The organism is Virgisporangium aliadipatigenens, assembly GCF_016863615.1.
GTDB classification, from domain to species: domain Bacteria; phylum Actinomycetota; class Actinomycetes; order Mycobacteriales; family Micromonosporaceae; genus Virgisporangium; species Virgisporangium aliadipatigenens.
The window spans coordinates 37,158-60,665 of sequence record NZ_BOPF01000029.1 but is presented as its reverse complement, the minus strand read 5'-3'; the positions used below and the strand labels follow the sequence as shown (position 1 = coordinate 60,665).

Genomic DNA, 23,508 nt, shown 5'->3' with positions numbered 1-23,508 from the left:
CGATGACGTTCGTACTGATCGGTGTGTCGACGGACTACCCGGAACTCGTCTCGATCGGCCTCAGCGGCGCGGTGCTGCTGCTGACGGCCGCCGGCCGGCTCTGCCTGCCGCTCAAGGTCTCCGTGGATCGACGTCTGCGGTCGACCCGGGTCGCGGAAGGCACGACGGTGGGATGCAGGCTGTCGATCTCCAACACCGGCCGCCGCGCGGTGTCGCTGGAGCTCGTCGAGTTCCTGCCGGAGGGGCCCGTCATGTTCGCGATCGACAATCTCCCGCCCGGTACGCGGCAAAGGGTGCACGGATATGACCTGCCGTGCCCGCGCCGAGGAATCCATGTCATTCCCCGTTGCTGGATCGGCCGCGGCGATCCGATGCGTCTGGTGCGGCGGGGCACCCGTACCGGTTCGGACACCATTCTGATCGTGCATCCCCGGGTGCACCCACTCGGCCTGGCAGGTACCCGTGCGATCACCGGCGACCAACGCGGAAGCGCCGAGCCGGTGCCGTCGGGAACGGCCTTCCACAGCGTTCGCGAGTACGTGCCCGGAGACGACACCCGCCTGATCCATTGGGCCAGTACGGCGCGGACCGGTGTGTTGACCGTGCGGCACTCCGCCGTCCAGGACGTTCCCGGGCATCTGGTTGTGCTCGACCCGAGTCCGGACCGCTACCCCGCAGAGGCGTTCGAGGATGCCGTGCGGGTGGCGGCTTCGGTGAGCGCGGCGGTCCTTCGCGTCGGTCTGCACCTGGAGCTGTTCCTGGGACGGCGACACGAAGGCGGGTGGTCGACCGGTGTGGTGCGGCCGACGTCGGAGGTTGCGGCACTCGACGTCCTCGCCGCTGCCGCACCGGCCGCTGACACGACACCGCTGCGGCCGGTGGCGGCGGCTCTCGCCGTGACCGGCGCCTCCCGGGCCGTCGTCGTCACCGGCCGGCTCTCCGCCGATGAGTTGCCGGCAATCCGCCACTGGGGATCACCGGGCCTGGACGTGCTGGTCATCTCGATCGGCGACACCTCGTCGCGGACCGTCCGGGTCGGACACCACGTCTCGCTGCGAACGGTGCGTACCAGTGCCGGTTTCGCGATGCCCAACGCCGCCGGGACCGCGACATGAAAGGCGCCCGTAGCCATCTGTCCGGCCACGCCGTGGAGCTGGTCGCCGTCGTGGTGGCCGTCCTCGACGCGAGCTTGCTCTATCGGGGCTTCTTCACGGGCACCGCGTGGTTGGCTCCGCCGGTGTGCGCGACGCTCGCCGGGGCCGTGGTGGCGTGGGTGGCGCACCGGCGGCGATGGCGTGCCCGGACGACGGCTCTGTGCGGCGCCGTCGGAGCCGTCGCGGTTTCCGTCGGTCCGGTGCTGTCCGACCCCCTGACGGCAGCGAGACTCAGACAGATCGCCTGGGGTGCGGCCGGTGGTTGGGCCCGCATGCTCTCCGTGGGTCTACCGGCGGACCCGTCGCCGGAGCTGGTGGTGACGCCGGTCCTGATCGCCTGGTTCGCCACGCTGGCCGCCGCGCTGCTGGTGCTGCGCACCGACGCGGTGCTGCTGCCGCTCGTGCCGCTGTGTGCACCGTTGCTGATCGGGCTCGTGATGGTGGCCAGCACGCCGGTCGTCCACGCGCGGTCTACCGTCGTGTTCCTGGCCTGTGCGCTGGTGTTGGTGGCCGTGCGGTCCGTGCGGGGACGCCGCACGCGACGGTTGGTCCTGCCGGCCGCTGCCCACGCCGCCGGCGAACGGCGTCTGGCGGGGATTTCGGCCACCGTCGTGGTCGCGGTGGCCGTGGGCGCGGCGGGCGGTTTCGCCGGATGGCCTGTTTCGGGGGAACGACGAATGGACCCGCGTCCTCTCCGTCCCGCGACAGTGCAGACACCGCCGGGAATCACCCCACTGGCGCTGATCAAGCCGCAGTTGGTCGAACAGCCCCGCCGCCGGCTCTTCTTGATGCGGGTCCTGTCCGGTGAGCGCGGTGCCGCGGACAGGATCAGGCTCGCCGCGTTGGAACACTTCGACGGCGCCACTTGGACGTCGCGCACCACCTACCTGGTGGCCGGCGCGCGGCTCGCCCGTGACGACGCGCTGTCCCGCCCACGGGAGACGACCGCCCGCATCGTCATCGACGGCCTCACCGGCCCGTTTCTGCCGGCGTTCGGGTGGCCGACCGCTCTGCGGCACGTCGACGGTGCGCCCGCTGCTGTCGGCTTCAGCCGTGCGGCCGGCACACTCATCGCCGCCTCGACAGATCTGCACGGCCTCGGCTACGAAGTGACCGGTGCCCATCGCGGTGCGGGGCTGCCGACCCGCGACGCACGACCGAGTTCCGGCCCGGACTTCGACCGATTCCGCGCCCTGCCACCCGGACTTCCACCACTGCTGCCCGTGCTGTGTGACCGGATCGCCCGCACCGAGCAACGGCCCGTGGGTCGGCTGGTCGCGTTGGAGACGTTCCTGCGCGGGCTCCCCTATCGCACGGACGCACCACCTGGGCACTCGTATGCGCGGATCGGGCGGATGCTCGCTGCCGACAATCCCGTCGAAGGGGACGGGTACGCCGAGCAGCACGCGTCGGCGTTCGCGGTCATGGCCCGCGTGCTCGGCTATCCGTCCCGCGTCGCCGTCGGATACCGCGTCGCGGCGACGCAGTCCGGTGACGTCGACGTGGACACCGGGAACGCCCACGCGTGGGCGGAGGTGCACTTTCCCGGATACGGCTGGGTCACCTTCGATCCGACGGACGACACGCGCCGTCGGCCGGACACCGTTCAACAGCCGGTGCCCACGCCGACGCCGACCGCCGTGCCGACCGACGCCGCTTCGGTCCCCGAGACGGCGGTGGCCTCCGTCCCCGGTTCGTCGAAGAGCCCCGATCCCCCATCGTCGTGCGCCTTGCGGTGCGTCCTTCGGCGCATCGCGTGGAGTCTGGTGCTCGCCGCCGGCGTCGTAGCGGTCTCCATCGTGGTCGCGAAACGGTGGCGCAGGGTTCGCCGGCGTGCCCGATCGGATCTGGCCGGGCGGGTGCTGGGTGCTTGGGAGGAGACGACCGAGCGCCTGATCGAACGGCGGGTCACCTATCCGCCGGCGATGACGCCGAACGAGTTGGCAGCGGCCGCCCGGCATTCGTTCGGGAATCGCGTTCCCGCGATCGAATCGCTGGCGGAGAAGGCGACGACGGCGGTGTTCGCACCGGACCTCCTGGCCCGTTCGGACGGCGCATGGGCGTGGTCGGCCGAACGTGACATCCGCCGTGGTCTGTACCGAGGTTGGTGGTGGCTGCGGCAGCCGGTGGCGTGGTTCGACGTGAGACCGCTCGTCGCTACCCGCGCCGTACGGAGCCGCCTGTCGGAGGGAGCGGGTAGATCATGAGCGGTCGTCGACGCCGGGTGCGCGCCGCGGCGGCCGGATTCACCGGGTTGGCGGTCGTGGCCGCGATGACCGTGCTCGGACTGCGGTACACGGCCCCGGCCGTCAAGCCGACGATGCTGGCCGGGTCCGCCTGGCTGACCTCGCGCGCGGTCGGCGAACTGACCCTGCTCGACGGCGCGTCCACCACCGTCGCGACCAGCGTCGCGATCACCGGCCCCGGCGGCGGGTTCACGACGGCCCAGCAGGGACATCACGGATACGGCGTCGATCTCGGCCGTGGCTGGGTGGTCGGCGTCGACGGGGCGACCCTGGCCAGATCATCGACATCGGTGCTGGACGGCGCTGGGTTGTCGGAGGCGTACGCGACCCGAGACGCCCTCCATGTCGTCGACAAACAACGCCGGATCCTGCGCAGTTTCGACCCCGGAACCTTGCAACCGCTGGGTAGGGCGACGCCGTTGCCGGGCGACGACACCGTTCTCGCCGCCGATCGGGACGGCGTGTGGATCCTGGACCGGTCCACGGGCCGGGTGAGCCGCCGCATCGGTGGTGGCCCGCTTCGGCACCGTCAGCCGACCGACGACACGCGGGCCGGCGGCGGTGGCCGCCTCATCATGGCCGGTGGGCATCCTGTCGTGCTCAACCCGTTACGTCGCACGGCGACTCTCGTGAGCGTCGGCAACGCGGACGATGAGCGGACCCTGCCGCTGCCCGGATCGGCCGGGGATGTCGTTCTCGGATCCCCCGACGCCGCGCGGGTGATCGTGCTGTCCCCGTCGCCGCCTGCCGTCATCGCCTGCGACTTTGCGACGGGCTCGTGCTCGACGACCGTCCGGCTGCCGGACGGCCTTGACCTTCCTTCCGCCGTACAGACCGGTACCCACGTTCTCCTGCCGGACCGGACCGCCGGCACGGTGCACATCGTCGACGTGGCGGCCGGCACGGCCCGCACCACCGAACCGCTGTCGCCGCGTCCGATCCGGTTCGAACTGCTGACTCGCGACGGACAGGTGTTCTTCAACGACCCGGACAGCGAACGCGCGGGAACAATCTCCACGACGGGCGAGATCCGCCGGATCAACAAGTACGACCCGACCCGATTGCCGAACCCGAGCCCGACGTCAGCACCTACAGCATCGCCCACCGCCAGTCCGACACCGACCCCCTCGGCCAGGCGGAGCAACACCGTCGCCGCCACCGGCTCGGCGCCTGCCGTTCGCACCTCCGGACCGGGTCCCGGAAGCGGCACCGCCTCGGCACCGCAGACACCGCCGGGCATCACCAGGTTGCGTGTGACACCGTCGTCTCCAGAGGTCGGCCAGCAGGTCACCTTCGCGGCGGACGTCACCGGGGCCGCGCCGGACACCTGGCAGTGGCGCGTCGCCGAAGCGGCAACGGACGCCACTGAGGCCACGGCCGCCACGGCCACCTTCACCCATACGTTCACGGCCCCGGCCGAGTACCGGGTCTCGCTCTCGATCTCCGCGGGAACGCGGCACGACGAGCAGTCCGTCGCGCTGACGGTGCTGCCGGCCTCGCCGCCGCTCCGCTGCGGAGAAACGGTGCGCACGAGCGTGGTCCTGCGGGCCGATCTGGCGTGTGCGGGCAACGGACTCACCATCGGAGCCGGCGATATCACTGTCGACCTCGACGGACACACCATCAGCGGCGACGGCTCCGGTGCCGCGATCACCATGACCGGCCAGGCGAACGTCACCATCCGCAACGGGACGATCCGCGGGTTCGCCGTCGGTCTCGACACCGTGGCCGTGGACGACCGGGTCGAGAACATCAGGTTCCTGAACAATCCCGTCGCGATAAACACGAACTCAGCCGGCTCCGGGCGCACAGAGGGTCTCGACATCAGGGGCGGGGAGATCCGCGCGACCGAGTCCGCGATCAAGGGCAGTCCTGCCGACGACGTCTCGCTCACCGGTGTCACGGTCAACGGCGGCGAGATCCGGCTGTTCAGCAACAGCACCGGCTTCGCGATCATCGGCGGCACCTTCACCGGCGTCACCGTCAGCATCCGCGGCAACGGCGCCTCGGCGCGTGGCATGACCATGACCGACTCGACCCTGTCCCTGAACGAGTCGAACGGCTTCGTACTGGAAAACGGCACCCTGTCCGGCAGCACGGTCGCAATCGACAACAACTCGGTCGGAGCGACGATCACCGGCAGCACGTTCCAGAACGCGCAGACGGGCCTGAACCTCGGGTGGGCACCGGACGTCTGGGTCGAGGGAAACACCTTCGCGGGCAACCGGATCGGTGTCGACATCAATCTGGCAGGTAATGCCGGCACCAAGATCTTCAACAACATCTTCCGCAACAACCGCGCCGCCGGACTCGTCTACGAGATCAGACAGGAACCGTTGACGTCGATGCCCGGAAACCAGTTCGCCGGGAACACGTTCGACGGCAACGGGCACGATTCCGGCGGTCTTCGCGACGGCGCGGGCAGGCCGGTCAACGACGGCCTGCACATCTTCGGGTTGTCCGACCCGAGGGTCGTGGTCCGCGACAACACGACACGCAACAACGCGGATTTCGGAATCGAGGTCGCGTCGGGAGCGGTCACCGACGGCGGCGGAAACGACTCGGCCGGCGACCCCAACGGTTGTCTCGGCGTCGTCTGCACATGACCGGCCCAGTTCGAGCATCGGAGAGATTCATGGCGTTGGTGCACGTACACGGCGTGGGTAACCGGTCCGGCGACGATAACGAAGCGGGTACCGCACTGCGCGACGGGCTGTACCGGAAATTCCTGATCCCGGCGCTGTTCGCCGCCCCCGATCGGACCCGCATCCTGAACCCGGTGTGGGGCGATCAGGCCGCCCAGGCCCGCTGGGGATTCGCCTCCTTCCCGTCCTCGGAGACGGAGCAGTTGGGCGGGGACGCCGACGTCGAGGAACTGCTGCCCGGGGCTCTCGTCGACGTCGGCGACGACCCGGAGACCTGTCTGCTGAACACCGCGCGTCGTTCGATGCCCGATGCGGTGGACGCGCTCTTCACCGCGGCGGCTGTCACACACACCGATCCGGCGTCGTTGGACGAGTTCGCTGCCGCTGCCGTGCGCTACACCGACAGCCGGGAATCCCGCTTTCCGCGGGCTACGGAGCCGCAGCGGTACCCGTGGCTGGACGAGGTCACCGACGACGAGGAGTTCGTCGAGCGGCTGGACACGGAGGTTCTCTCCGACACTCCCCGCGACGGCACATACGAGTCGCTCGGCGGGTCCGACTCGATCAGGGAGAAGCTCGGGTACGGGCTGGCAGCCATCCGCAGGTCGTGCGTCGCCATGGCGACCCGGCCGACGGTGGGGCTCGTCCGCGCGCTCGCCGGCCCTCGGGTCTCCCTACTGCTCGGCGATGTCCTGATCTACCTCGCCCAGCGGGGTACGACCGAATCGCCGGGCCCGATCGTGCGCACCGTGGCCGACGCTTTGGACGAGGCAGTGGCCGGTGCCGACGACGGCGAGCCGCTGATCGTCCTCGCGCACAGCATGGGCGGCAACATCATGTACGACCTGCTCACCCACTATCGCCCCGACCTGCACGTGGATCTGCTCGTGACCATCGGCACCCAGGTCGGCCTCTTCGAGGAACTGAAGCTGTTCCGCGCCAGTCGCGCGGACGTCCCGAACGGCGACGAACCGTACGCCTCGACGCCGAGCAATGTCGGGCGCTGGCTCAACGTGCTCGATCGGTCCGACCCGCTGGCCTATCGCGCCGCTCCCGTCTTCGGGTCCGTCAGCGATTACACCTATCCGTCCGGCGCGTTGTGGGCACACACCGCGTATCTTCACCAACCGCACTTCCACGCGCGGCTGACCCGACGACTGACGGAACCGCAGTGACCACGGTCTACGACCGGCAACGTCCGGCTCCGCAGACGCACGCGTTCGTGGTGGGAGTGGGCCGGTATCCCTTCTGCGACAGCACCGCCGTGGCCGCACGGCCGGGCCTTCCCAGGAAGTTGGCGAAGCACTTCACCTCGGTCTCGTCGCCCCCGCGTTCCGCGCACCGGGTGGTCGAGTGGCTGATCCGGGCACAGAGCCAGGACACCGTCGCGCCGCTGGGGAGCGTCGAACTGCTGGCGTCCCCGCTTGCGAACGAGACGGGTAGCGATTCGATCGAGCGTCCTACCAGCGGCCAGTTCTGGGACAGCTTTTACCGTTGGCGCGACCGCTGCGACGACCGGGCGGACAACAGATCGTTCTTCTTCTTCAGCGGACACGGCAGTGCAGTCACCGATCAGCTCCTACTGCTGGAGGACGTCGGGCAGCCGCACCGGCCCTTCTTCCACAACGCCGTCAGGCTGGACCAGATCGTTCGCGAACTGAGCAGCTGCCTAGCCGGGACGCAATGCTGGTACATCGACGCCTGCCGCAGCATTCCGTCGGCCCTGTTCGAGGTCGGCGAACTCATCACCTCCGCCGCCGTGCCGCAGCAGATCCGTCGGGAAGTCCGAGACTGCGTGATGATGTTCGCGACCATGCCCGGCGCGAAGGCACACGGCCTGCCCGACGGGCCAACGGTGTTCACCACTGCACTGCTCGCCGCGTTGGACGGCCTCGCCGCCGAACGCATCAGCTATCCGCACTGGGAAATCGCCACCGACCGGATCGTGCCCACCGTGAACAGAATCCTGCGGTGGCTGCACCACGGCAATCCCGTGCAACTGGCACACGCGGACGGCACCCCGACGGGAGGCATAGTCCGACGGCTCGACAGCCCACCGCGGGTGCCGTTCCGGCTCGGCTTCGATCCCCGCCACGCCTCCTCGGGCGCGAAGCTGGCGCTGCAGGCCCCCGACCGGCCCGCGCTGTACGCGCCCGATCCGCATCCGGGCACGTGGGACGGTGACGCACCGGCCGACTACTACCGGATGAAGGCCACGTTCTCCGGCAGGTTCAAGGACGAGTGCGCCGACCTGCACCTGCTACCGCCGCACATCGAGTTCGACCTACCGGTGAACGGGAGTTGACATGGCGCTGGTCAGCCTCGAACTCGACGACGACGCACCGATCGGTGCCATCGTGGCCGTCATCGAGATCGTCGACGAGCGCCTCACCACGGCGACCCGCACCGTCATCCGCTCCGGCCGACCGACTCAGGTCGAACTTGCGGCGGGACACTACCTGGCGCGCGGGTGGCTGCCCTCACACGACCTCGTGGAGGCGAGAATCGCGGTGCGCTCAGCCCGTTCCACCGAATCTGTCCGACTGAAACGACGGACCGCGACGGCCTCTGCGCCCGGCGCCCGCGGCGGTGCCGGCGTGACCGGATGGATCCGCGGATGGGAACAGTCCCACAGCGGCTGGACCGCCGACCTGCCCCCGGAGGCCGAGCGGAGCGCGGGATGGTCCGTGACGGCAAGAGCCGCCCGAACCGGATCCGGCCGAAGCCTTGGGATCCAGGTCGGCGGTGGCGGCGCCGCGCCGCTGATCGGGCTCGTTCCGCGCGACGCCTCGGTCCGGATCGCCTACCGTGGCGGCGATCCGCCGCTATGGCACCTCGCACCGACCCCGGCGACGGAGGCGACCCTGCTCGGCTACCTCGACCAGGGAGATCTCATAGCCGCCGGAGTCATCGTGGCCGAAATACTCGCCGACACCGAAACCACCCGCCTGCTCGATCTCGCGACCGGCTACTACCTTCTGCGGACCGGCAGTCCCCGCGCCGAGAGTTGGGTCGAGACGCTGGCCTGGAACGATCCGGACTCCGCCGACACCGCCTTGCTGAACGCCTGCTGGCTCATGCAATCCCGGGAAACGACCTCTTCCGAGATCAGCGCCGAGATACTGCGCGCGGCCGACAACGGAATCCCGTTGGTGGCTTACGGACTGCGGCTGCTGTTCGAACATCTGTCGGCTCTCGACACCACAACGGCACGCGCCTTTCGGGAACGGCTCGGGGCGTATCTTCGCGCGTCTGTTCCGGCCCCGTTGACGACCTTCACCGCCGCCGACCCGAACGCGCCCGACCGGGACGTCTCGACCGGACTCGAACCCGACCGGCCGTTCACCACCTTCACGCTCGGCCTCCCCTCGACAGGCGCCACCCCGAGCGATTCGTCACCACCGGCCGCCTACGCCCGGCCGATGCGACGGGAACCGCTCATCCAGGCGTTGCGTTCGCTGGAGTCCTTCGGCCTCGGCGAGGCGACCGGACGGTTCGAGGCCGATGTGGACGCGGTGACGGTGGTGGCCAGGGTCACCGCCTCGACCGCACCGGGCGCATTCGACATCGAACTGCTACTCCGCGACCGGACATCGAACGCGGGTGGCTTCGCCGGAACGACCCTGCAACTGCGCACCGGCACCATCACGTATCACCTCGCGCGGGTGGACGAACGCGGCCGCTGCCTCTTTCCCGGGATCCCCTCCGGGGACTGGGAATTCGCCGTCCTGCGGGAGTCGCGGCAACGTTTCCAGGCGCCGACGTTCGTGCTGCCGATGCCCATCTCGGAAGCAGCACACACCAGCAACACCCCGGACGCCAAGGCACTGCTGCGGGTCCGGTCGCCCAGCGGACAGTTGATGTTCGTGCTGCGACAGGGATCTCGGGCGACCTATGCGGTGGAGGTCGTGAACCGGCGTGGAAACGACCCGGCCCTGCCGGGAGTGGTGGAGATCGAGTACGACATGCCCGACGGATCGACGCGACTGGCGCTGGTCCCGATGGCCGCGAGCCGTTCCGCCACCACGAGTTCGTTGATCAGACTCGACGGTTTCGTGCCGGGGCAGGGCTCCTGGCGAGGGTCCGAGATCCAGCCCCTCTCGGTGCTCACCGACCTGCCGGAGGAGGAGATAACGGCCGCGGTGCGGATGGCGGCCTCGCCGGAGACCAGAAACTCATGGCTGGTGATCGCGCGCCACCTCCCGCAGTTGGACGCCGCCGTCCGGGCCGGCCTGCCGTCGGACTTTCCGGAAACGGGACCGTCGTGATCGGTAGGCGCAGCCGGAAGAAGCACGGAGCGGGCAACCCCGATCCGGCCACCGATACGGACACCCTGACCGGCCTCGACACGCTCATGGCCACATACCGCAGCGACGTGCTCACCGCATCGTCGATCACGCCGATCGAGTTGCGCAATCGGTTCGCCGACCGGCTGTGGTGGGGAGCGTGCCAACAGGCGTCGAACGTCGCACCGGAGCGGGTGCTGGCCTGGTACACGGGGGCGGATCCGCTCATCGCCGACGCGCTCGGTCCTACAGCGGTCGAGCAGAACTCGCCGCTGCCTACCGTTGCGGATGCCGCCCTCGCGGTCGCCGCCGTCGCCGTAGCCCGGGACAGCAGCGCCGGGCCGGAGGCAATCGAACGACGCCGTAGCGCGTGCCGGGAAGCGTTGGCACACTGGCGGACCACCAACGTCCTGCCCCGGCTGCCGGCACCGATCGACCTCAGCGGCCTGTATCCCGATCCGCAGTTGTGTCCGGCGGCTCTCGACCTGCGTGACGGGCAGGCTCCCGACTCCGCCACCGCACTCATCGCGATCCAGTTCGCGATGATGTCCGGTCGCACCGCCGTCGCGAGCCGGCGCACCGTACGGCTCCTCTTCGACAGCAGCGACACCGATGAGCCCGGCGCGACCGGACAGCTCCATCTGGCGATGGTTCCCGGCGGCCCGGCCGGGTGTTACCCCGACCCGCGGACCATGTCCTTCGTCCGTGCCGACGATGCGTTCCTCACCTCGCTGACGGCGGCGTGGGCGTTCGGATTCGGCCGGCGCACCGACGCGCCGTGCGTGCTCTGGTCCATCACTCAGGACGGGGAGTCTCGACAGCTCATCCGCGGTGGTTCCCTCGGTGCGGCCTTCGCCGTGGCGTTCAGCGGTGTCCAGGGCGACGAGCGGGTCGGCCGGGCGCTCGCAACCCTTTCCCTGCGCGCGTTCCGTGACCGAGCGGCCATCACCGGCACCGTCACGGACGACGGCCGCATCGGATCCGTCGACGGGCTCCAGGACAAGTTCGATGCCGCGAAGACCCGAGGGTGGGCGGTGGTCGCTCCGGCGGCCGACCGTGACGGCGCCGAGCGGTTCGTTCCCGGTGGCCTGAATGTCTCCTGGGCGCGCTCCGCCCGCGAAGCCCGCAGGAAGGCCACCGCATGGGTGCCCGCGCGGCTGGGGAATGCCGCGCTCGCGGCGGTGATTCTCCTGGCCGGCATCGCGGGAGTGCGGTTCGCCTCGGACGCCATCGACACATTCCGGAAAGCGGCACAGCGTGAGGCGGACACGGCCCTCGCGGCCGCGCTGCTCGATCGCGCCGACACCGCGCGGCGGGAACAGCCCCGGCTCGCGCTTCGCCTCGGCATCGCCGCGGCGTCCATTATGGACAGTCCCGACGTGCAGGCTCGGCTGATCTCCGCACTCATCACGGCCGACAGGCAGCGGTTCGCCACCGTCGAGAGTTCCGCCGTGCCGTCGGTCGCACTCGGCCCCGACGGCCTGGCGTTGACCGTCACGGACCGCGGAGTCGTCGTCCGGGACCTCTCGGACCCTTTACAAACCAAAGTTCTGGGAACATACGCCGGCCCCCGCGACTCCACATCCCGATCGGCGGTCCGCGCTCTGGCCCTGGGCGACTCCGGCGGGCGCGTGATGGTGGCGGAGACGACACGCGTCGCCGTGTGGGACATCACCGACCGAACGGCACCGGCCACCCTCGCCACGATCGACTGCCCGGTCGGCGGTTCCGGCGAGAATGCCGTCGTCGCCATGGATCTGAGCGATGACGAACGCCGGGCGGTGGTCAGCTGCACCGACGGCACTGTTCTGATCCGGGACGTCGCCACCGATCGTCCGATCGCCGCTTTCCGGTCCGACCGCGACGGCGGCGGGTCCGTCGCGCTCGACGACGACGGCGACCGGGTCCTCGTCGGCGCCGGCACCGGCCTGGCGATCTGGAACATCACCGACCCGAAGCAGCCGAAGGCAGTTCTCGTCCGGCAACGAACGGGCCTTGTCCTTGCCAGCTACAGCACCACACACGGCCCGGCGGGGTTCGCCGCCCTCGTCCGCGCCGGAGGTGCTGTCACGCTACTGACCCGATTCGATCAGCCCGAGCCCGAGGAACACAGGCTCACCGCCGACACCGGCAAGGATCTGGGGACCGTCGGTTGGACACCCGATCAGCGGGCCGTGATCATCACACAGGATGAGAAAGCCGTCGTCTGGGATCTGACGGCCAGACCGGTCCGACCACGCGCGGTCCTCGCGCTGAACGGCGACCCGATTCTCTCCGCCGCGCTCAGCCCGGACCACGGCACCGCGCTGATCGGCAGCCAAGGTGGCAAGGTCGTGCTGTGGAACGTCTCCGGTAACGAGCGCTACAGGATCAGCAGTGAACTCGCTCCGCAAACCGGTCCGCTGGCCCCGCCGGTCGTTGCCGCCGAACGCAACCTGACGATCACCGTCGGCACCGACGGTGAACCCGTCCTTTGGGACACCTCTGTACCGGGTGAACCCCGCCGCCTGACCCGCCTTCGTACACCCGGAACATCCGTCACCGCGTCGGCCGTCGCCGGGAGCGTCGCCGCCACCGCCGGAAGCACCGGCACCGTCACCCTGTGGGATGTGTCGGATCCGCGGAATCCCCAACGCCTGAAGGAGATCCCGGACCGCCAGGGCCCGATCTCGGTCATGCGCTTCCGTCCCGACGGGCTCGTCCTCGTCACCGGCGGCGAAGACGGAGCCGTCCACTCCTGGGACCTGACCAACTCCGCGCGTCCGGTCCGCCGCCCCGACCTGGCGAGTCACACGGGAACGGTGTCCTCAGTCTCCTTCGCGCGCAACGGCACACTGGTCGCCACCGGCGGCCACGACGGAACGATCCGTCTTACCGACCTGACCGATCCCTCGAACCCGCGCCACCATCCCGCTTATCCCGCGGAGGTCGGTCCGGTCATCAGTCTCGCCGTGGCACCGAACGGGTCCGGCATGATGATCGCCGGCCGGGACCAGGCGGTCGTGCGCAACGTGGACCTGCGTGATCTCGCGCAGCCGTTCAGAAACCCGAGCATCGCCGGGCACGCCGAGGCGGTGACCGGCGTCGCCTACAGCGCCGACGGACGTCTGGGTCTGATCGCCGACAACGACTGGACGATCAGCGTCTGGAACCTCGCCGACCCCCGCCGTCCCCACCAGCTCGCCGCTCTCACCGGCCACACCGGTCCGGCGTCCGGTGCGGCATTCGGGCCGGCGGACCGGAGCGTGGTCACCGGATCGGCGGACGGCCGTGCGATCGTCTGGGACCTCGGCAATATCGTCGATCTCGTGCGAGATCCGCGCGAGTTCGCGTGCCGCGAGGCGGGTGGCGGCCTCGATCCGGACGAGTGGAGGCGTTACGTCCACGACCGGCCCTACCGCGACACCTGCGCTGCCTGACCTCGGGAGGCTCTTTCGGCCGGAGCGGCGATCGCGACGGCCGTCCGGGCCCACGGCCGCAAGAGGACATCGCCCCGCACGGGCATCCTCATCGATGTGTACTCGGGTACGTCGCCCGACCCGTCGTTGGAGTTCTCATGCGCCGTTTCCTCGCCACGATCCTGCCGCTCGCCGGCGTCCTGCTCACCGCCGCGGCGTGCGGCGACGAACCGGCGTCCGCACCCGAACCGCCCAAGCCGTCGCAGGTGTCGACGACGAACGGGAGCTTCGCCGCACCCGGCGGCGACAACAGGGCCGTCACCTACGACCCCGCGGTCGTGCCGGCCGGCGCCACCGCCACCGTCACCGTCGCCGTGGCGGGCAAGGGCACCGAGGTGACCCTGAACGTGACCGGCATGGTGCCGAACCGCGCGTACGGCGCGCACCTGCACGTCAAGCCGTGCGGCGCGGACGGCACCGCGGCGGGGCCGCACCACCAGCATCAGACCGATCCGGCCGCCGCGGCGTCGCCGCCCTCGGTCGATCCGTCGTTCGCCAACCCGGTGAACGAGGTGTGGCTCGACTTCACCGCCGACGGGTCGGGCGCGGCGCGGGTCACCGCGGCGCAGCCGTGGACGTTCGGCCCCGGGCAGTCGGCGCGGTCGCTGGTCGTCCACGCCCAGCAGACGCAACGGGAGCCGGGTAGGGCGGGGACGGCGGGGCCGCGCGCCGCCTGCCTCACCCTGCCCGCGTAGCGGCCCGGCGGCCCCCGTCGGACCGCCGGGCCCTGGCGCGTCAGCCCGTCGACGCCGGTGGATTGATCACGAACGAGTAGACCCACGGGTCGGAGACGTAGCCGTTCGCGCTGCGTGAGCGCACCCGAAGGTTGATCCAGCCGCCCGGCGGGTACTCCGTCGGCGTCCACACGAGCGCGGCGCTGCCGTCCTCGGCGGCGTTCACCGTCTGCTCCGGGCCGTCGTTGAAGGAGTACGTGTAGCCGACGACGTCGACGGCGGACGAGCGGAACGTGAACGTGCCGGGCACGCCCACACCGCCCGACGGGGGACCCCACTCGGGATACTCCTGCGAGCTCACCTCCGGGAACGCGTAGTCCGCGGAGAACTCGAACACGGTCGTCTCCGACGCCGTTCCGTCCGCGGTGACGCTGTGCACGTGCAGCGTGTGCTGCCCGGAGCGCAGCGGTGCCACGTCCACCGTCGCCGTGCCGTCCGCACCGGCCGCCACCGTCCGGGCCGGGAGGGCGTCGTTCATCCCACGGTTGACCTCGTAGACGTAGCCGACGACGCCCGGCATGTGCGGGGCGAAGGTGACGTTCGCCGTCACGCCCGGCGGGAGCTGGTCCCACTGCGGGTGGGGCAGTTGCGGCGAGGTCACCACCGGGCGGGTGCTCACCTTCAGCAGCAGCGACGCCGTCCCCGAACGCGTCCCGTCGGCCGACGTGCCGTACACCGACAGCGTGACCCCGTCGAGCGGCGGCGTGACGCTGACCCGCGCCGTGCCGTCCGCGGCCGCCGCGACGGTCTGCTCGGGGCCGTCACCCAGCCGGTACGTGTAGTTCGCCAGCGGCAGCTCCCCCGGCCGGAACACCACGTCGCGCGCCCGAGCGACCCAGCCGTCCGGCTCCGTGTCGGTGATGCGCGGCGCGCTGTCGCGCACCCAGAAGCTGTGCTGCACCCGGTCGGAACGGTTGCCGGCCGCGTCGATGCTCCACGCGTAGATCCACGTGGGGCCGGCGGCGCGCGGCGCCTCGTGCACCGTCAGCGGCGCCCCCGGGGCCGGTGCGGCCACGAACTCCCGGTACGGCCCGCCGGGGAACTCGTAGCCGTAGCCGACCACGTCGGCGACGCCGTTCGGGTCGAACGTGAACGCGCCGGCCAGGCCCGGGCCGCCCCAGCCGGGCCAGTTCTCGTTCGGATAGTCCGGCGAGGAGACGCTGGGCGCCGCCGGCCGCACCGTGTCGACGGAGAACCGGCACTCCGCGCTCCACGGCGAGACGTCGTGCGCGTCCCGGCTGCGGACCGCCAGCGCGTAACGGCCGCCATGGACCAGTACGCCCTCCGGCACCGTCCACTGCATGTCGAGCTCGGGTGGGGACTGCGACAGTTCCCACTCGCGGCGCTGATCCGGATGGTCGAGCGGCCAGATCGCCACGGTGGGCCGCAGCCAGGTGCTGTCGTACGGGTTGGGCTCCGGGTCGGACAGGAACGCGCGCACCTCCGGGCGGGCGGTGCCGATCGCGAGTTCGGTGCCGGCGCAGGACTTGATGCCCAGCCGCACGTTGTCGGGGGTCTTCGGGACGGCGTTGGAGTGCAGCGAGATGCCCGGGTCGCGCTTGAGGTGGCGGCCGTAGGCCGGATCGGCCTCCCGCGCGTGCGGCACCCGGATGCCGAGGTACAGCGTCGACTCCCCCGCCGCCAGTGCGGCCGCGATGACGGCGGCGGACACGTCGAACTCGATGTAGCCCAGGGGACAGACCGTGTTGTCGATCGGGCCGATCCGGCCGAGCAATGCGCGTTCCCGCGGAGGGTGAGCCCAGGTGGATCGCGGCCGGATCGGGTCGGTCGCCCAGATCTCGAGGTCGCGGGCCGCGTCGCAGTTGTTGACCCGGACCTCGCCGAGGACCAGGTGGGCGCCGACGATCCGGTGGCCCCGGTAGGACGAGATGTCATAGGCGAAATACGCGCGGGAACGGTGCACCTTGCCGCGTGCGTCGCGCCAGGCGCCGACCGGCGCGTCGACCGTCTTGTCGAGATACGGCGTGTGCGGCGTGCGGGAATCCGTGTACGCCCAGCCGCTCGGGCGCAGGTAGCGCAGCGAGTCGGCGGCGGCCGGCTGGACACCGGCCAACACCCCTGCGGCGACGATCGCGGCGGCCAACAGGCACCGCGCGCGCCACGGGGCACCCCCGTGTAATCCGGACATTGCACCTCCAGGCATCGATCGACGACTCTCCGTGAGCCGTCGGCGACGATGCTAGAGCCTGATCACATTTACCTGTGTCAAATTCCTGACTCAGGGCTTGCCAGTGCGATCGATGCCGCCGCGACCGGATTTGTGTCGACCAGCTTTCGATCATGCGGCATCATTGCGCGGGCATCGACACACGTCACGGGGAGGCTTTTCTTGCGAACGACCGCACGATACGCGGGCGCGGTACTCGGCGCCGTCGTCACACTGGTCGCGGCGACACCCGCGCACGCCGACGAGATCGGCGCGGTGATCCGGGTGTCCGTCGGCACCGACGGCACCGAGGGCGACGACGATTCCCGCGAACCGGCGATCAGCGCCGACGGCCGCTACGTCGTCTTCAGCTCGGAGAGCAGGCTCGCACCCGCCGACACCAACTACGCCGACGACGTGTACCTGCGCGACACGGCCACCGGCACCACCGAGCTGATCAGCGTCGGGCCGGACGGCAACGCCGTGCCGTACGGCGACTCCAACCTGCCGCGGGTCAGCGCCGACGGCAGGTACGTGGCGTTCACGTCGTCCGCGGCGGTGACGGCGGGCACCACGGGCGGCACCTACCTGCGCGACCGCGGCACCGGCACGACCACCCGCGTCGGCCCGAACTCCTACTGGTTCGACGGACCCGACCTCAGCGCCGACGGCCGGTACGTCGTGTTCACCTCCACCAGTGACGCGCTGCCCCAGGACCGCAACGGCAGCCGCGACGTCTACCTGTGGGACAACCTGGTCCGGTCGCTGTCGGTCGTGTCGATCGACCCGGCCTATCCGTACACCACCACGGCCGGCGACTCGGAATCACCGACGATCAGCGACAACGGCCGGTACATCGCCTTCCGCACCCGCTCGTCCGTCCTCGGAGGCTCCGTCGACGGCCGGGTCGTCGTCCGCGACCGCTGGGCCGGTACCACGACACCCGTCTCCGCGGCGTCGGTCGACGGCGTCGGCGCACCGGCGATCAGCGGCGACGGCAACTGGATCGCCTACAGCAAGAACCGCGGGGAGCACGACAGCGATGTGCTGCTGTGGGAACGGGCCACCGGCACGACCTCCGTCGCGTCGGTGAACACCGCCGGCCGGCCCGCGTCCGGGGTGTCGCTCACCCCGCGGATCAGCGGCGACGGCCGGTACGTCGTCTACTACTCCTCCTCGCGGGAACTCGTCGCGCAGACGCCGTCGGCGCCCGTGTCGTTCTTCCTGTTCGACCGGCTCACCGGGCGCAACAGCGTCGCCGTCACGCCGCCGGACGACGCGTTCTACGGCTCGGAGACGGCCGACATCTCCGACGACGGGCGGTACGTGGCGTCGGAGACGGAGAGCGCGACGCTCGTGCCGGGAGACACGAACGGCGAGTTCGACGTGTTCCGCACCAGGGTCTCCTGACCGATCCGGCCGCCGCCCCGCGCCGCGTGCGCGGGGCGGCGGCTATCCGGATGCGCTTTACAGTGCAGCACGCATTCGCGCTCAGCCATGGGGGAACGATCGATGAGCCACGACGAATTCGCGCGCCCCGACGGGGACACTCCGGCCTTGCCTCCCGCGGCTCAGCCGCCGCTCCCCGCGGCCGCGACGTTCGACGCGTTCGCACCGTTGCCCCAGCCCGAGCCGCGGCGCGGTTCCACGGCGCTGCGCTGGGTGCTGGTGGCGTGCATTCCGGTCCTGCTGTTCGGCTGCGTGGGCGCCGTCGTGCTCGCCGTCGAGGCCGGCAAGAAGGGCGCTCCGCGGCCGGGCACTGAGCCGACGCAGGTCGCCGAGGCGGCCGCCCCCGCGCCGAGCATCGCCACGTCGGCGCCCGCCTCCCCGGTCGGGACCGGCCCGCGCGCCAGCACCGTGGCGGTGAGTTCCGCGGCCGATCTCGAAAAGGTGTGCAAGGGCTGGTACTACCCGCAGTCCCCGCCGCACGCCGGCCCGGCCCCGCACCCGATCAGCATCCTGGTGCCGAGCGTCTCCACCGGCGGCTACATCAGGTCGGCGTTCCTCGGGCCGGACGACGCGTCGGAGGCGCAGCGCGCCGCCTGGACGGGCGAGAACGCGCCGGCCGTGCAGCTGGTGGCGTGCGTGGACCTGCTCGACACCGGCGGCAAGGTGCGCGACTGCAAGTTCGACGAGCCGGAACCGATGACGGTGCCGCTGCACCTGTCGACCTACCGGCTCACGCTGTACGAGGTCGCGACCGGTCGCAAGCTCGCCGAGAAGCAGATGCCGGGCGAGGACGACGACTGTCCGTTCGTCGCGTTGATCGGCCGGGAGCGGTTGCTGCGGACGGAGATCGCGGATCGGCAGTACGTCAGTCTGCTGCGGCCGTTCGTGCAGAGGTGAATCACATGACGTGCAGGTTGGCGATGATCGGAACGTACAAGCCCGGTCCGATCTCCTCCAGTTCCACTTCGAGGCTGAGGTCCGACTCCTCCCCATCGGCATCCCACAATGGGCACACCGCGAAGTAGGTAAGCGGTTCCGAGCCGGTGACGGTGTCGAACTCGATCTCGTCGAAGACGTGCTCCGGCGGGTTGACGAGCGTGCCGGGATGTTCGGTGACCGCCTGCCGGATCTCCTCGGCGGTGAGTCGCCGCCCGCGGGTGACCGCGGCCGCCGTGTCGTATTCCCCGCGCACGATGAGGCCGACCAGCGTCTGGACGGCCGTCAACATCGCTTCCCGCATTGCCACCCCCGGAGCCGTTGGGTTCCGACCCTAGGACAAATGTCCCGCTGGCCTGCGGTGATTCGTCTCCTCCGTCAGCGCGCACAGTGCCAGCCCGGCCAGCCGCACCCGGGCGCGGGCGTCGTCCCGGGTGCATCCACCACGCGTCCGGCGCCCCGGGACTGTGCGCCTCGCCGCCCGGCACGGCCGAGACCTCGCGGCCGGCCGACCTCCAGCAGCGCCTCCGCGCGCGAAAGCCGGGCCGAAACCGCGTTGCCGGGCATCGCTCGATACTAGGATTCGCGACCAACCCGCTGCGCGGTCCGCAGCGGCAAGAAGGATCCCGACCGGAGGAGTCCACCGCCGATGCCCGCGACCGCACTTCTGACCGACCGGTTGTCGCGCGCGGGGATCCACGACGTCGTCACCGTGGAACCGGTCAGCGGCGGACTGGCCGCCCTCGCCGCCATAGCCGTCCGCAAGAACGCACCGCCGGTCTTCGTCAAGGCATTCCCAGCGACCGAGGCGCTCCCGGAGGCACAGCACAGCGCCGACGCGTTCGTCGCCGAGGCCGAAGGGCTGGCCGCCCTGCGGGACCTGGGCGGGCTGCCGACCCCCGAGGTGATCGTGGCGAACCACGAACTGCTCGTGCTGTCGCTGCTGCACCCGCGCCCACCGAGCGAGGCCTTCTGGGAGCGGTTCGCCCACGCGCTCGCCCGCCTGCACACGAGCACCGTGCACCCCCGTTTCGGCTGGCACCGCGACAACTGGCTGGGCCGCCGCCGGCAGGTCAACACGTGGAACGACGACGGCTTCGCCTTCTTCGCCGAGCACCGGCTGCTGCGCTGGCTCGCCGAACCGCGCGTCGAGGCGGCGCTCGATCCCGCCGACCGCAGCGCGCTGGAACGCCTGTGCGCCCGGCTGCCCGACCTGTTGCCGCAGCGGCCGGCCTGCCTGACCCACGGCGACCTGTGGGCCCAGAACGTGCTGGCCACCGCGGACGGGCGGGCCGCGCTGATCGATCCGGCGGTGTCGTACATGTGGGCCGAGGTCGACCTGGCCCATCTGTGGATCACGGTGCCGCCGCCGGAGGCGCGCCGGTTCTTCGACGTCTACGCCGACCTGACCGGCCTCGATCGGGACTGGCGCACCCGCATGCCGATCGTGCAGCTTCGGCAGCACCTGGCGGTCCTGGCCCAGTTCGACGACGACTGGGGCGCCGCCGAGACGATCCGCGCCACGCTGGCGCCGTTCCGCGGCAGGACCTGACCGGCTATAAATGCCCCCATCGGGGAAGGGCGGTGCCGTGGATCGACGGGGTGCGCCGGCGGACCGGGTGGTGTCCCGGACGCTCCCGGTGGCATGGGGCGCGGCGGCGACCGGCGTCGCGGCCGTCGCCGGTTTCGCCGTCGCCGGCTGGTGGGCGCTCGCGGCCGCGTCGGCCGCCCTGTCCGCGGGTGTCGTGGGAGCCTCTGTGGGAACGCGGTACGTCACCCGCGCGCAGCGGGCGGAGCTGGACGTCCTGGCGGAGCAGGTGGAGCGGCGGGCGGAGCAGGTGGCCGCGCTCGGCCACGAGCTGCGCACCCCGCTGACCATGATCAAGGGCGCCGCCGACCTGCTGCTGGAACGCACGCCCGGCCCGCTGACGCCGCAGCAGGAGCGGTTCCTGCAGGTGATCGGGCACCAGTGCACCAACGTGGTGGCGCTGTGCGAGAGCCTGCTGACCCAGGCGAAGATCGAGGCGGGGCTCTTCGACCCGCGGCTCGAACCGGCGGACGTGTCCGTGCTGGCCCGGGACGTCGTGACGGCCATGCGCCCGCTGTGCGCCCAGCGGCGACAGCACATCACGTTGGACACACCGCAGGTGGCGCCGCGCATCCCCGCCGATCCGCTGCTGATCTCCCAGGCGCTGACGAACCTGGTCTCCAACGCCAGCCGGTTCACCACGATCGGCGGCAGCATCGACGTGCGGGTGATGGCGGTCGACACCGGCGTGGCGGTGTACGTGACCGACGACGGGGCGGGGATGAGCCGGGAGCAGCGCCGGCAGTTGTTCCGGCGCTTCGCCACCGGCCGCCCGCTGGAGGACGGCACCGGTCTCGGGCTGGTCATCACGAAGACGATCGTCGAACTGCACGGCGGTTCCATCATGGTCGACACCGCCTCGGCGCGCGGCACCACGTTCCTGTTCACCCTGCCGGCCGCGAACGGGGGAAGCGCGCCATGAGCACGGCGTTGGTGGTCGACGACGAGCCCCAGATGACGATGATCATCGGGTACGCGCTGGAGACGCAGGGCTTCAGCGTCCTGGTCGCCCACGACGGCGCCACCGCCCTGCACCTGCTGCGTTCGCGGGAGGTCGATCTGGTCGTGCTCGACGTGCTCATGCCGACGATCGACGGGTTGACGCTGTGCGAACGCATCCGGGCGCGTTCCGACGTGCCGATCATGCTGTTGACCGCACTGGCCCACCACGACGACGTGATCGCCGGGCTGGAACGGGGCGCCGACGACTACGTCACCAAGCCGTTCCACCCGCGCGAGGTCGCGCTGCGCGCGGCGGCGCTGGTGCGGCGTCGGGAGACCGGCACCGTGCTGCGCGTCGGCCGGCTGGTGATCAACCCGGGCGCCCGTTCGGCGACCCTGGCCGGCCTGCGCCTGGAACTGCCGTACACCGAGTTCAAGCTGCTGCTGCAGTTGGCGGTGCACCGCGGCAACCCGCAGTCGTGGCAGGACCTGCTGCGCGCGGTCTGGGGCAGCACGGAGATCATCGGCGGGCGGGACGTGGTTAAGTCGACGGTGTACCGGCTGCGCTCGCGGCTCTCCGGCGACCGCGACGGCACCGCCTACGTGCAGACCATTCGCGGCGCGGGATACGTCATGCCGGACCTGCCGCCCGAGCCGGAGGACGAGCCGGCGGAGCCGCCGCAGCGGTAACAGCCCTGTCACCCGCGCCCACCGCGCTGTCACCGCGGCGGTGTCCCGGGCGGCCTACGTTGGCGACATCCCGCCGGTGCGCGGGTCCCCGCCGGAGGAGGTCGAGTCGATGGCACCGCTGCCACACCCACGGTTCAGGGCCATGTCGATACTGCTGACCGTTGCCGCGCTCGCTGCCGCCGCGGGCTGCGCCCGTTCCGACGCCGGCGGCAGGGGCGCGAAGGACGCGGGAAAGGTCGTGGTCGCCTGCGGCGCGACCGAGGAGTGGTGCGCGGCCATGACCGACCGGTTCACCGAGGCGACCGGGGTGGAGGCCGAGTTCGTGCGGCTCTCCAGCGGCGAGACGGTCGCCCGGTTGCAGGCCGGCAAGGCGAACCCGGAGTTCGACGTCTGGCACGGCGGTCCCGCCGACGGCTTCGTCGCCGCCGGGGAGCAGGGCCTGCTCGACCCGTACGTCTCCGCCAACGCCGCCGCGATCTCCGACCGGTACAAGGATCCGTCGGGCACCTGGACCGGTGTCTACGTCGGCGTCCTCGGCTTCTGCAACAACAGCCGGATCCTCGCCGAGAAGAAGGTTTCCGCCCCGCGGTCCTGGCAGGACCTGCTCAGCCCCGGCCTCGGCAAGAACGTCGGCCTCGCCCACCCCTCCACCTCCGGCACCGCGTACACGATGCTGTGGTCGCAGGTGGCCCTGCACGGCGGCGACGCCGGCGCGGCGCTGGAGTACATGCGACGGCTGCACCCGAACGTGTTGCAGTACAGCAAGTCCGGCATCGCACCGGCCCAGCAGGCCGCCCGCGGGGAGGTCGGCGTGGGCGTCATCTTCTCCCACGACTGCGTGGCCACCCAGGAACAGGGATTCAAGGACCTCACCGTTACGTTCCCCGCCGAGGGCACCGGATACGAGGTCGGCGGAGTGGCGCTGGTGCGCGGTGCGCACAACTCCACGAGCGCCCGCAGGTACGTCGACTGGGCGCTGACGCCGGCCGCGCAGGAGATCGGCCCGTCGGTGAAGTCGTACCAGGTTCCCACGAATCCGCGGGCGAAGGTCTCGGAGAAGTCGGTCGACCTGCGCACGGTGAAGCTCGTCGACTACGACGTGGCGGCGGCGGGACGGGCGAAGAAGGACCTCACCAAACGCTTCGACGCCGAAGTGGCCCAGGCCCCGAAGTCCTGACCCCCGGCCGGTCGGCCGCTTTGCCGGGCGGCCGAC

General features: G+C 70.9%; 16 protein-coding genes. 14 read left to right on the top strand and 2 right to left on the bottom strand.

Annotation, left to right across the window (positions count from 1 at the left end; translation table 11 throughout):
- The first annotated feature begins 2 nt into the window (after nucleotides 1-2).
- From Val02_RS32430 to Val02_RS32395, 8 genes are all read left to right on the top strand, one after another.
- Complete coding sequence (locus tag Val02_RS32430; protein WP_203903084.1) at nucleotides 3-1,115, top strand: DUF58 domain-containing protein; 1,113 nt, start codon at nucleotides 3-5, stop codon at nucleotides 1,113-1,115.
- The gene (locus Val02_RS32425) at nucleotides 1,112-3,361 is read left to right on the top strand and encodes a transglutaminase TgpA family protein (RefSeq protein WP_203903083.1); all 2,250 of its coding nucleotides are present in this window, start codon (nucleotides 1,112-1,114) and stop codon (nucleotides 3,359-3,361) included. The genes Val02_RS32430 and Val02_RS32425 overlap by 4 nt, the downstream gene beginning before the upstream one ends.
- Nucleotides 3,358-6,006: a right-handed parallel beta-helix repeat-containing protein gene (locus Val02_RS32420; protein WP_203903082.1), complete on the top strand. Its 2,649-nt coding sequence runs from the start codon at nucleotides 3,358-3,360 to the stop codon at nucleotides 6,004-6,006. The genes Val02_RS32425 and Val02_RS32420 overlap by 4 nt, the downstream gene beginning before the upstream one ends.
- A gap of 29 nt (nucleotides 6,007-6,035) precedes the next feature.
- Nucleotides 6,036-7,220 (top strand): lipase family protein, encoded by a 1,185-nt coding sequence (locus Val02_RS32415; protein ID WP_203903081.1) that lies wholly within the window; start codon nucleotides 6,036-6,038, stop codon nucleotides 7,218-7,220.
- Nucleotides 7,217-8,350 (top strand): caspase family protein, encoded by a 1,134-nt coding sequence (locus tag Val02_RS32410; protein WP_203903080.1) that lies wholly within the window; start codon nucleotides 7,217-7,219, stop codon nucleotides 8,348-8,350. Before Val02_RS32415 ends, Val02_RS32410 begins: the two co-directional genes overlap by 4 nt.
- A 1-nt stretch (nucleotide 8,351) precedes the next feature.
- On the top strand, nucleotides 8,352-10,313 hold the full coding sequence (locus tag Val02_RS32405) for a hypothetical protein (protein WP_203903079.1): 1,962 nt from the start codon (nucleotides 8,352-8,354) through the stop codon (nucleotides 10,311-10,313).
- A complete protein-coding gene (locus tag Val02_RS32400; protein WP_203903078.1) occupies nucleotides 10,310-13,750 on the top strand; it encodes a WD40 repeat domain-containing protein in 3,441 nt (1,146 codons plus the stop codon). The genes Val02_RS32405 and Val02_RS32400 overlap by 4 nt, the downstream gene beginning before the upstream one ends.
- Before the next feature lie 137 nt (nucleotides 13,751-13,887).
- Nucleotides 13,888-14,484 carry a superoxide dismutase family protein gene (locus Val02_RS32395; protein ID WP_203903077.1) on the top strand — a complete coding sequence of 199 codons (597 nt, stop codon included), beginning with the start codon at nucleotides 13,888-13,890 and terminating at the stop codon, nucleotides 14,482-14,484.
- A 40-nt stretch (nucleotides 14,485-14,524) separates the two neighbouring features.
- Here Val02_RS32395 and Val02_RS32390 read toward each other — a convergent pair whose 3' ends face one another.
- The gene (locus Val02_RS32390) at nucleotides 14,525-16,672 is read right to left on the bottom strand and encodes a hypothetical protein (protein WP_203903076.1); all 2,148 of its coding nucleotides are present in this window, start codon (nucleotides 16,670-16,672) and stop codon (nucleotides 14,525-14,527) included.
- Nucleotides 16,673-16,873: 201 nt separating this feature from the next.
- Between Val02_RS32390 and Val02_RS32385 the strand changes: the two genes are divergently transcribed.
- Together Val02_RS32385 and Val02_RS32380 are read left to right on the top strand one after the other, a co-directional pair.
- Nucleotides 16,874-18,100: a TolB family protein gene (locus tag Val02_RS32385; protein ID WP_203903075.1), complete on the top strand. Its 1,227-nt coding sequence runs from the start codon at nucleotides 16,874-16,876 to the stop codon at nucleotides 18,098-18,100.
- A gap of 102 nt (nucleotides 18,101-18,202) precedes the next feature.
- Nucleotides 18,203-19,036 carry a hypothetical protein gene (locus Val02_RS32380; protein ID WP_203903074.1) on the top strand — a complete coding sequence of 278 codons (834 nt, stop codon included), beginning with the start codon at nucleotides 18,203-18,205 and terminating at the stop codon, nucleotides 19,034-19,036.
- 1 nt (nucleotide 19,037) lies between these two features.
- Here Val02_RS32380 and Val02_RS32375 read toward each other — a convergent pair whose 3' ends face one another.
- Nucleotides 19,038-19,379 carry a DUF7668 domain-containing protein gene (locus Val02_RS32375; RefSeq protein ID WP_203903073.1) on the bottom strand — a complete coding sequence of 114 codons (342 nt, stop codon included), beginning with the start codon at nucleotides 19,377-19,379 and terminating at the stop codon, nucleotides 19,038-19,040.
- 345 nt (nucleotides 19,380-19,724) lie between these two features.
- Between Val02_RS32375 and Val02_RS32370 the strand changes: the two genes are divergently transcribed.
- The 4 genes from Val02_RS32370 to Val02_RS32355 all read left to right on the top strand — a co-directional run bounded on the left by Val02_RS32370 (nucleotide 19,725) and on the right by Val02_RS32355 (nucleotide 23,472).
- Nucleotides 19,725-20,627, top strand: a complete 903-nt coding sequence (locus Val02_RS32370; RefSeq protein ID WP_203903072.1) for a fructosamine kinase family protein — start codon at nucleotides 19,725-19,727, stop codon at nucleotides 20,625-20,627.
- 37 nt (nucleotides 20,628-20,664) lie between these two features.
- A complete protein-coding gene (locus Val02_RS32365; protein WP_203903071.1) occupies nucleotides 20,665-21,585 on the top strand; it encodes a sensor histidine kinase in 921 nt (306 codons plus the stop codon).
- Nucleotides 21,582-22,295, top strand: coding sequence for a response regulator transcription factor (locus Val02_RS32360; RefSeq protein ID WP_203903070.1), 714 nt, complete (start codon nucleotides 21,582-21,584; stop codon nucleotides 22,293-22,295). The genes Val02_RS32365 and Val02_RS32360 overlap by 4 nt, the downstream gene beginning before the upstream one ends.
- Nucleotides 22,296-22,437: 142 nt before the next feature.
- Nucleotides 22,438-23,472 carry an ABC transporter substrate-binding protein gene (locus tag Val02_RS32355; RefSeq protein WP_203903069.1) on the top strand — a complete coding sequence of 345 codons (1,035 nt, stop codon included), beginning with the start codon at nucleotides 22,438-22,440 and terminating at the stop codon, nucleotides 23,470-23,472.
- Nucleotides 23,473-23,508: the final 36 nt, after the last annotated feature.

Excerpts from the sequence above, each read along its gene's own strand:
- Val02_RS32430 (WP_203903084.1), top strand. The coding sequence starts at position 3 with ATGACGTTCGTACTGATCGGTGTGTCGACGGACTACCCGGAACTCGTC.
- Val02_RS32425 (WP_203903083.1), top strand. The coding sequence starts at position 1,112 with ATGAAAGGCGCCCGTAGCCATCTGTCCGGCCACGCCGTGGAGCTGGTC.
- Val02_RS32420 (WP_203903082.1), top strand. The coding sequence starts at position 3,358 with ATGAGCGGTCGTCGACGCCGGGTGCGCGCCGCGGCGGCCGGATTCACC.
- Val02_RS32415 (WP_203903081.1), top strand. The coding sequence starts at position 6,036 with ATGGCGTTGGTGCACGTACACGGCGTGGGTAACCGGTCCGGCGACGAT.
- Val02_RS32405 (WP_203903079.1), top strand. The coding sequence starts at position 8,352 with ATGGCGCTGGTCAGCCTCGAACTCGACGACGACGCACCGATCGGTGCC.
- Val02_RS32395 (WP_203903077.1), top strand. The coding sequence starts at position 13,888 with ATGCGCCGTTTCCTCGCCACGATCCTGCCGCTCGCCGGCGTCCTGCTC.
- Val02_RS32390 (WP_203903076.1), bottom strand. The coding sequence starts at position 16,672 with ATGTCCGGATTACACGGGGGTGCCCCGTGGCGCGCGCGGTGCCTGTTG.
- Val02_RS32380 (WP_203903074.1), top strand. The coding sequence starts at position 18,203 with ATGAGCCACGACGAATTCGCGCGCCCCGACGGGGACACTCCGGCCTTG.
- Val02_RS32375 (WP_203903073.1), bottom strand. The coding sequence starts at position 19,379 with ATGCGGGAAGCGATGTTGACGGCCGTCCAGACGCTGGTCGGCCTCATC.
- Val02_RS32370 (WP_203903072.1), top strand. The coding sequence starts at position 19,725 with ATGCCCGCGACCGCACTTCTGACCGACCGGTTGTCGCGCGCGGGGATC.
- Val02_RS32360 (WP_203903070.1), top strand. The coding sequence starts at position 21,582 with ATGAGCACGGCGTTGGTGGTCGACGACGAGCCCCAGATGACGATGATC.
- Val02_RS32355 (WP_203903069.1), top strand. The coding sequence starts at position 22,438 with ATGTCGATACTGCTGACCGTTGCCGCGCTCGCTGCCGCCGCGGGCTGC.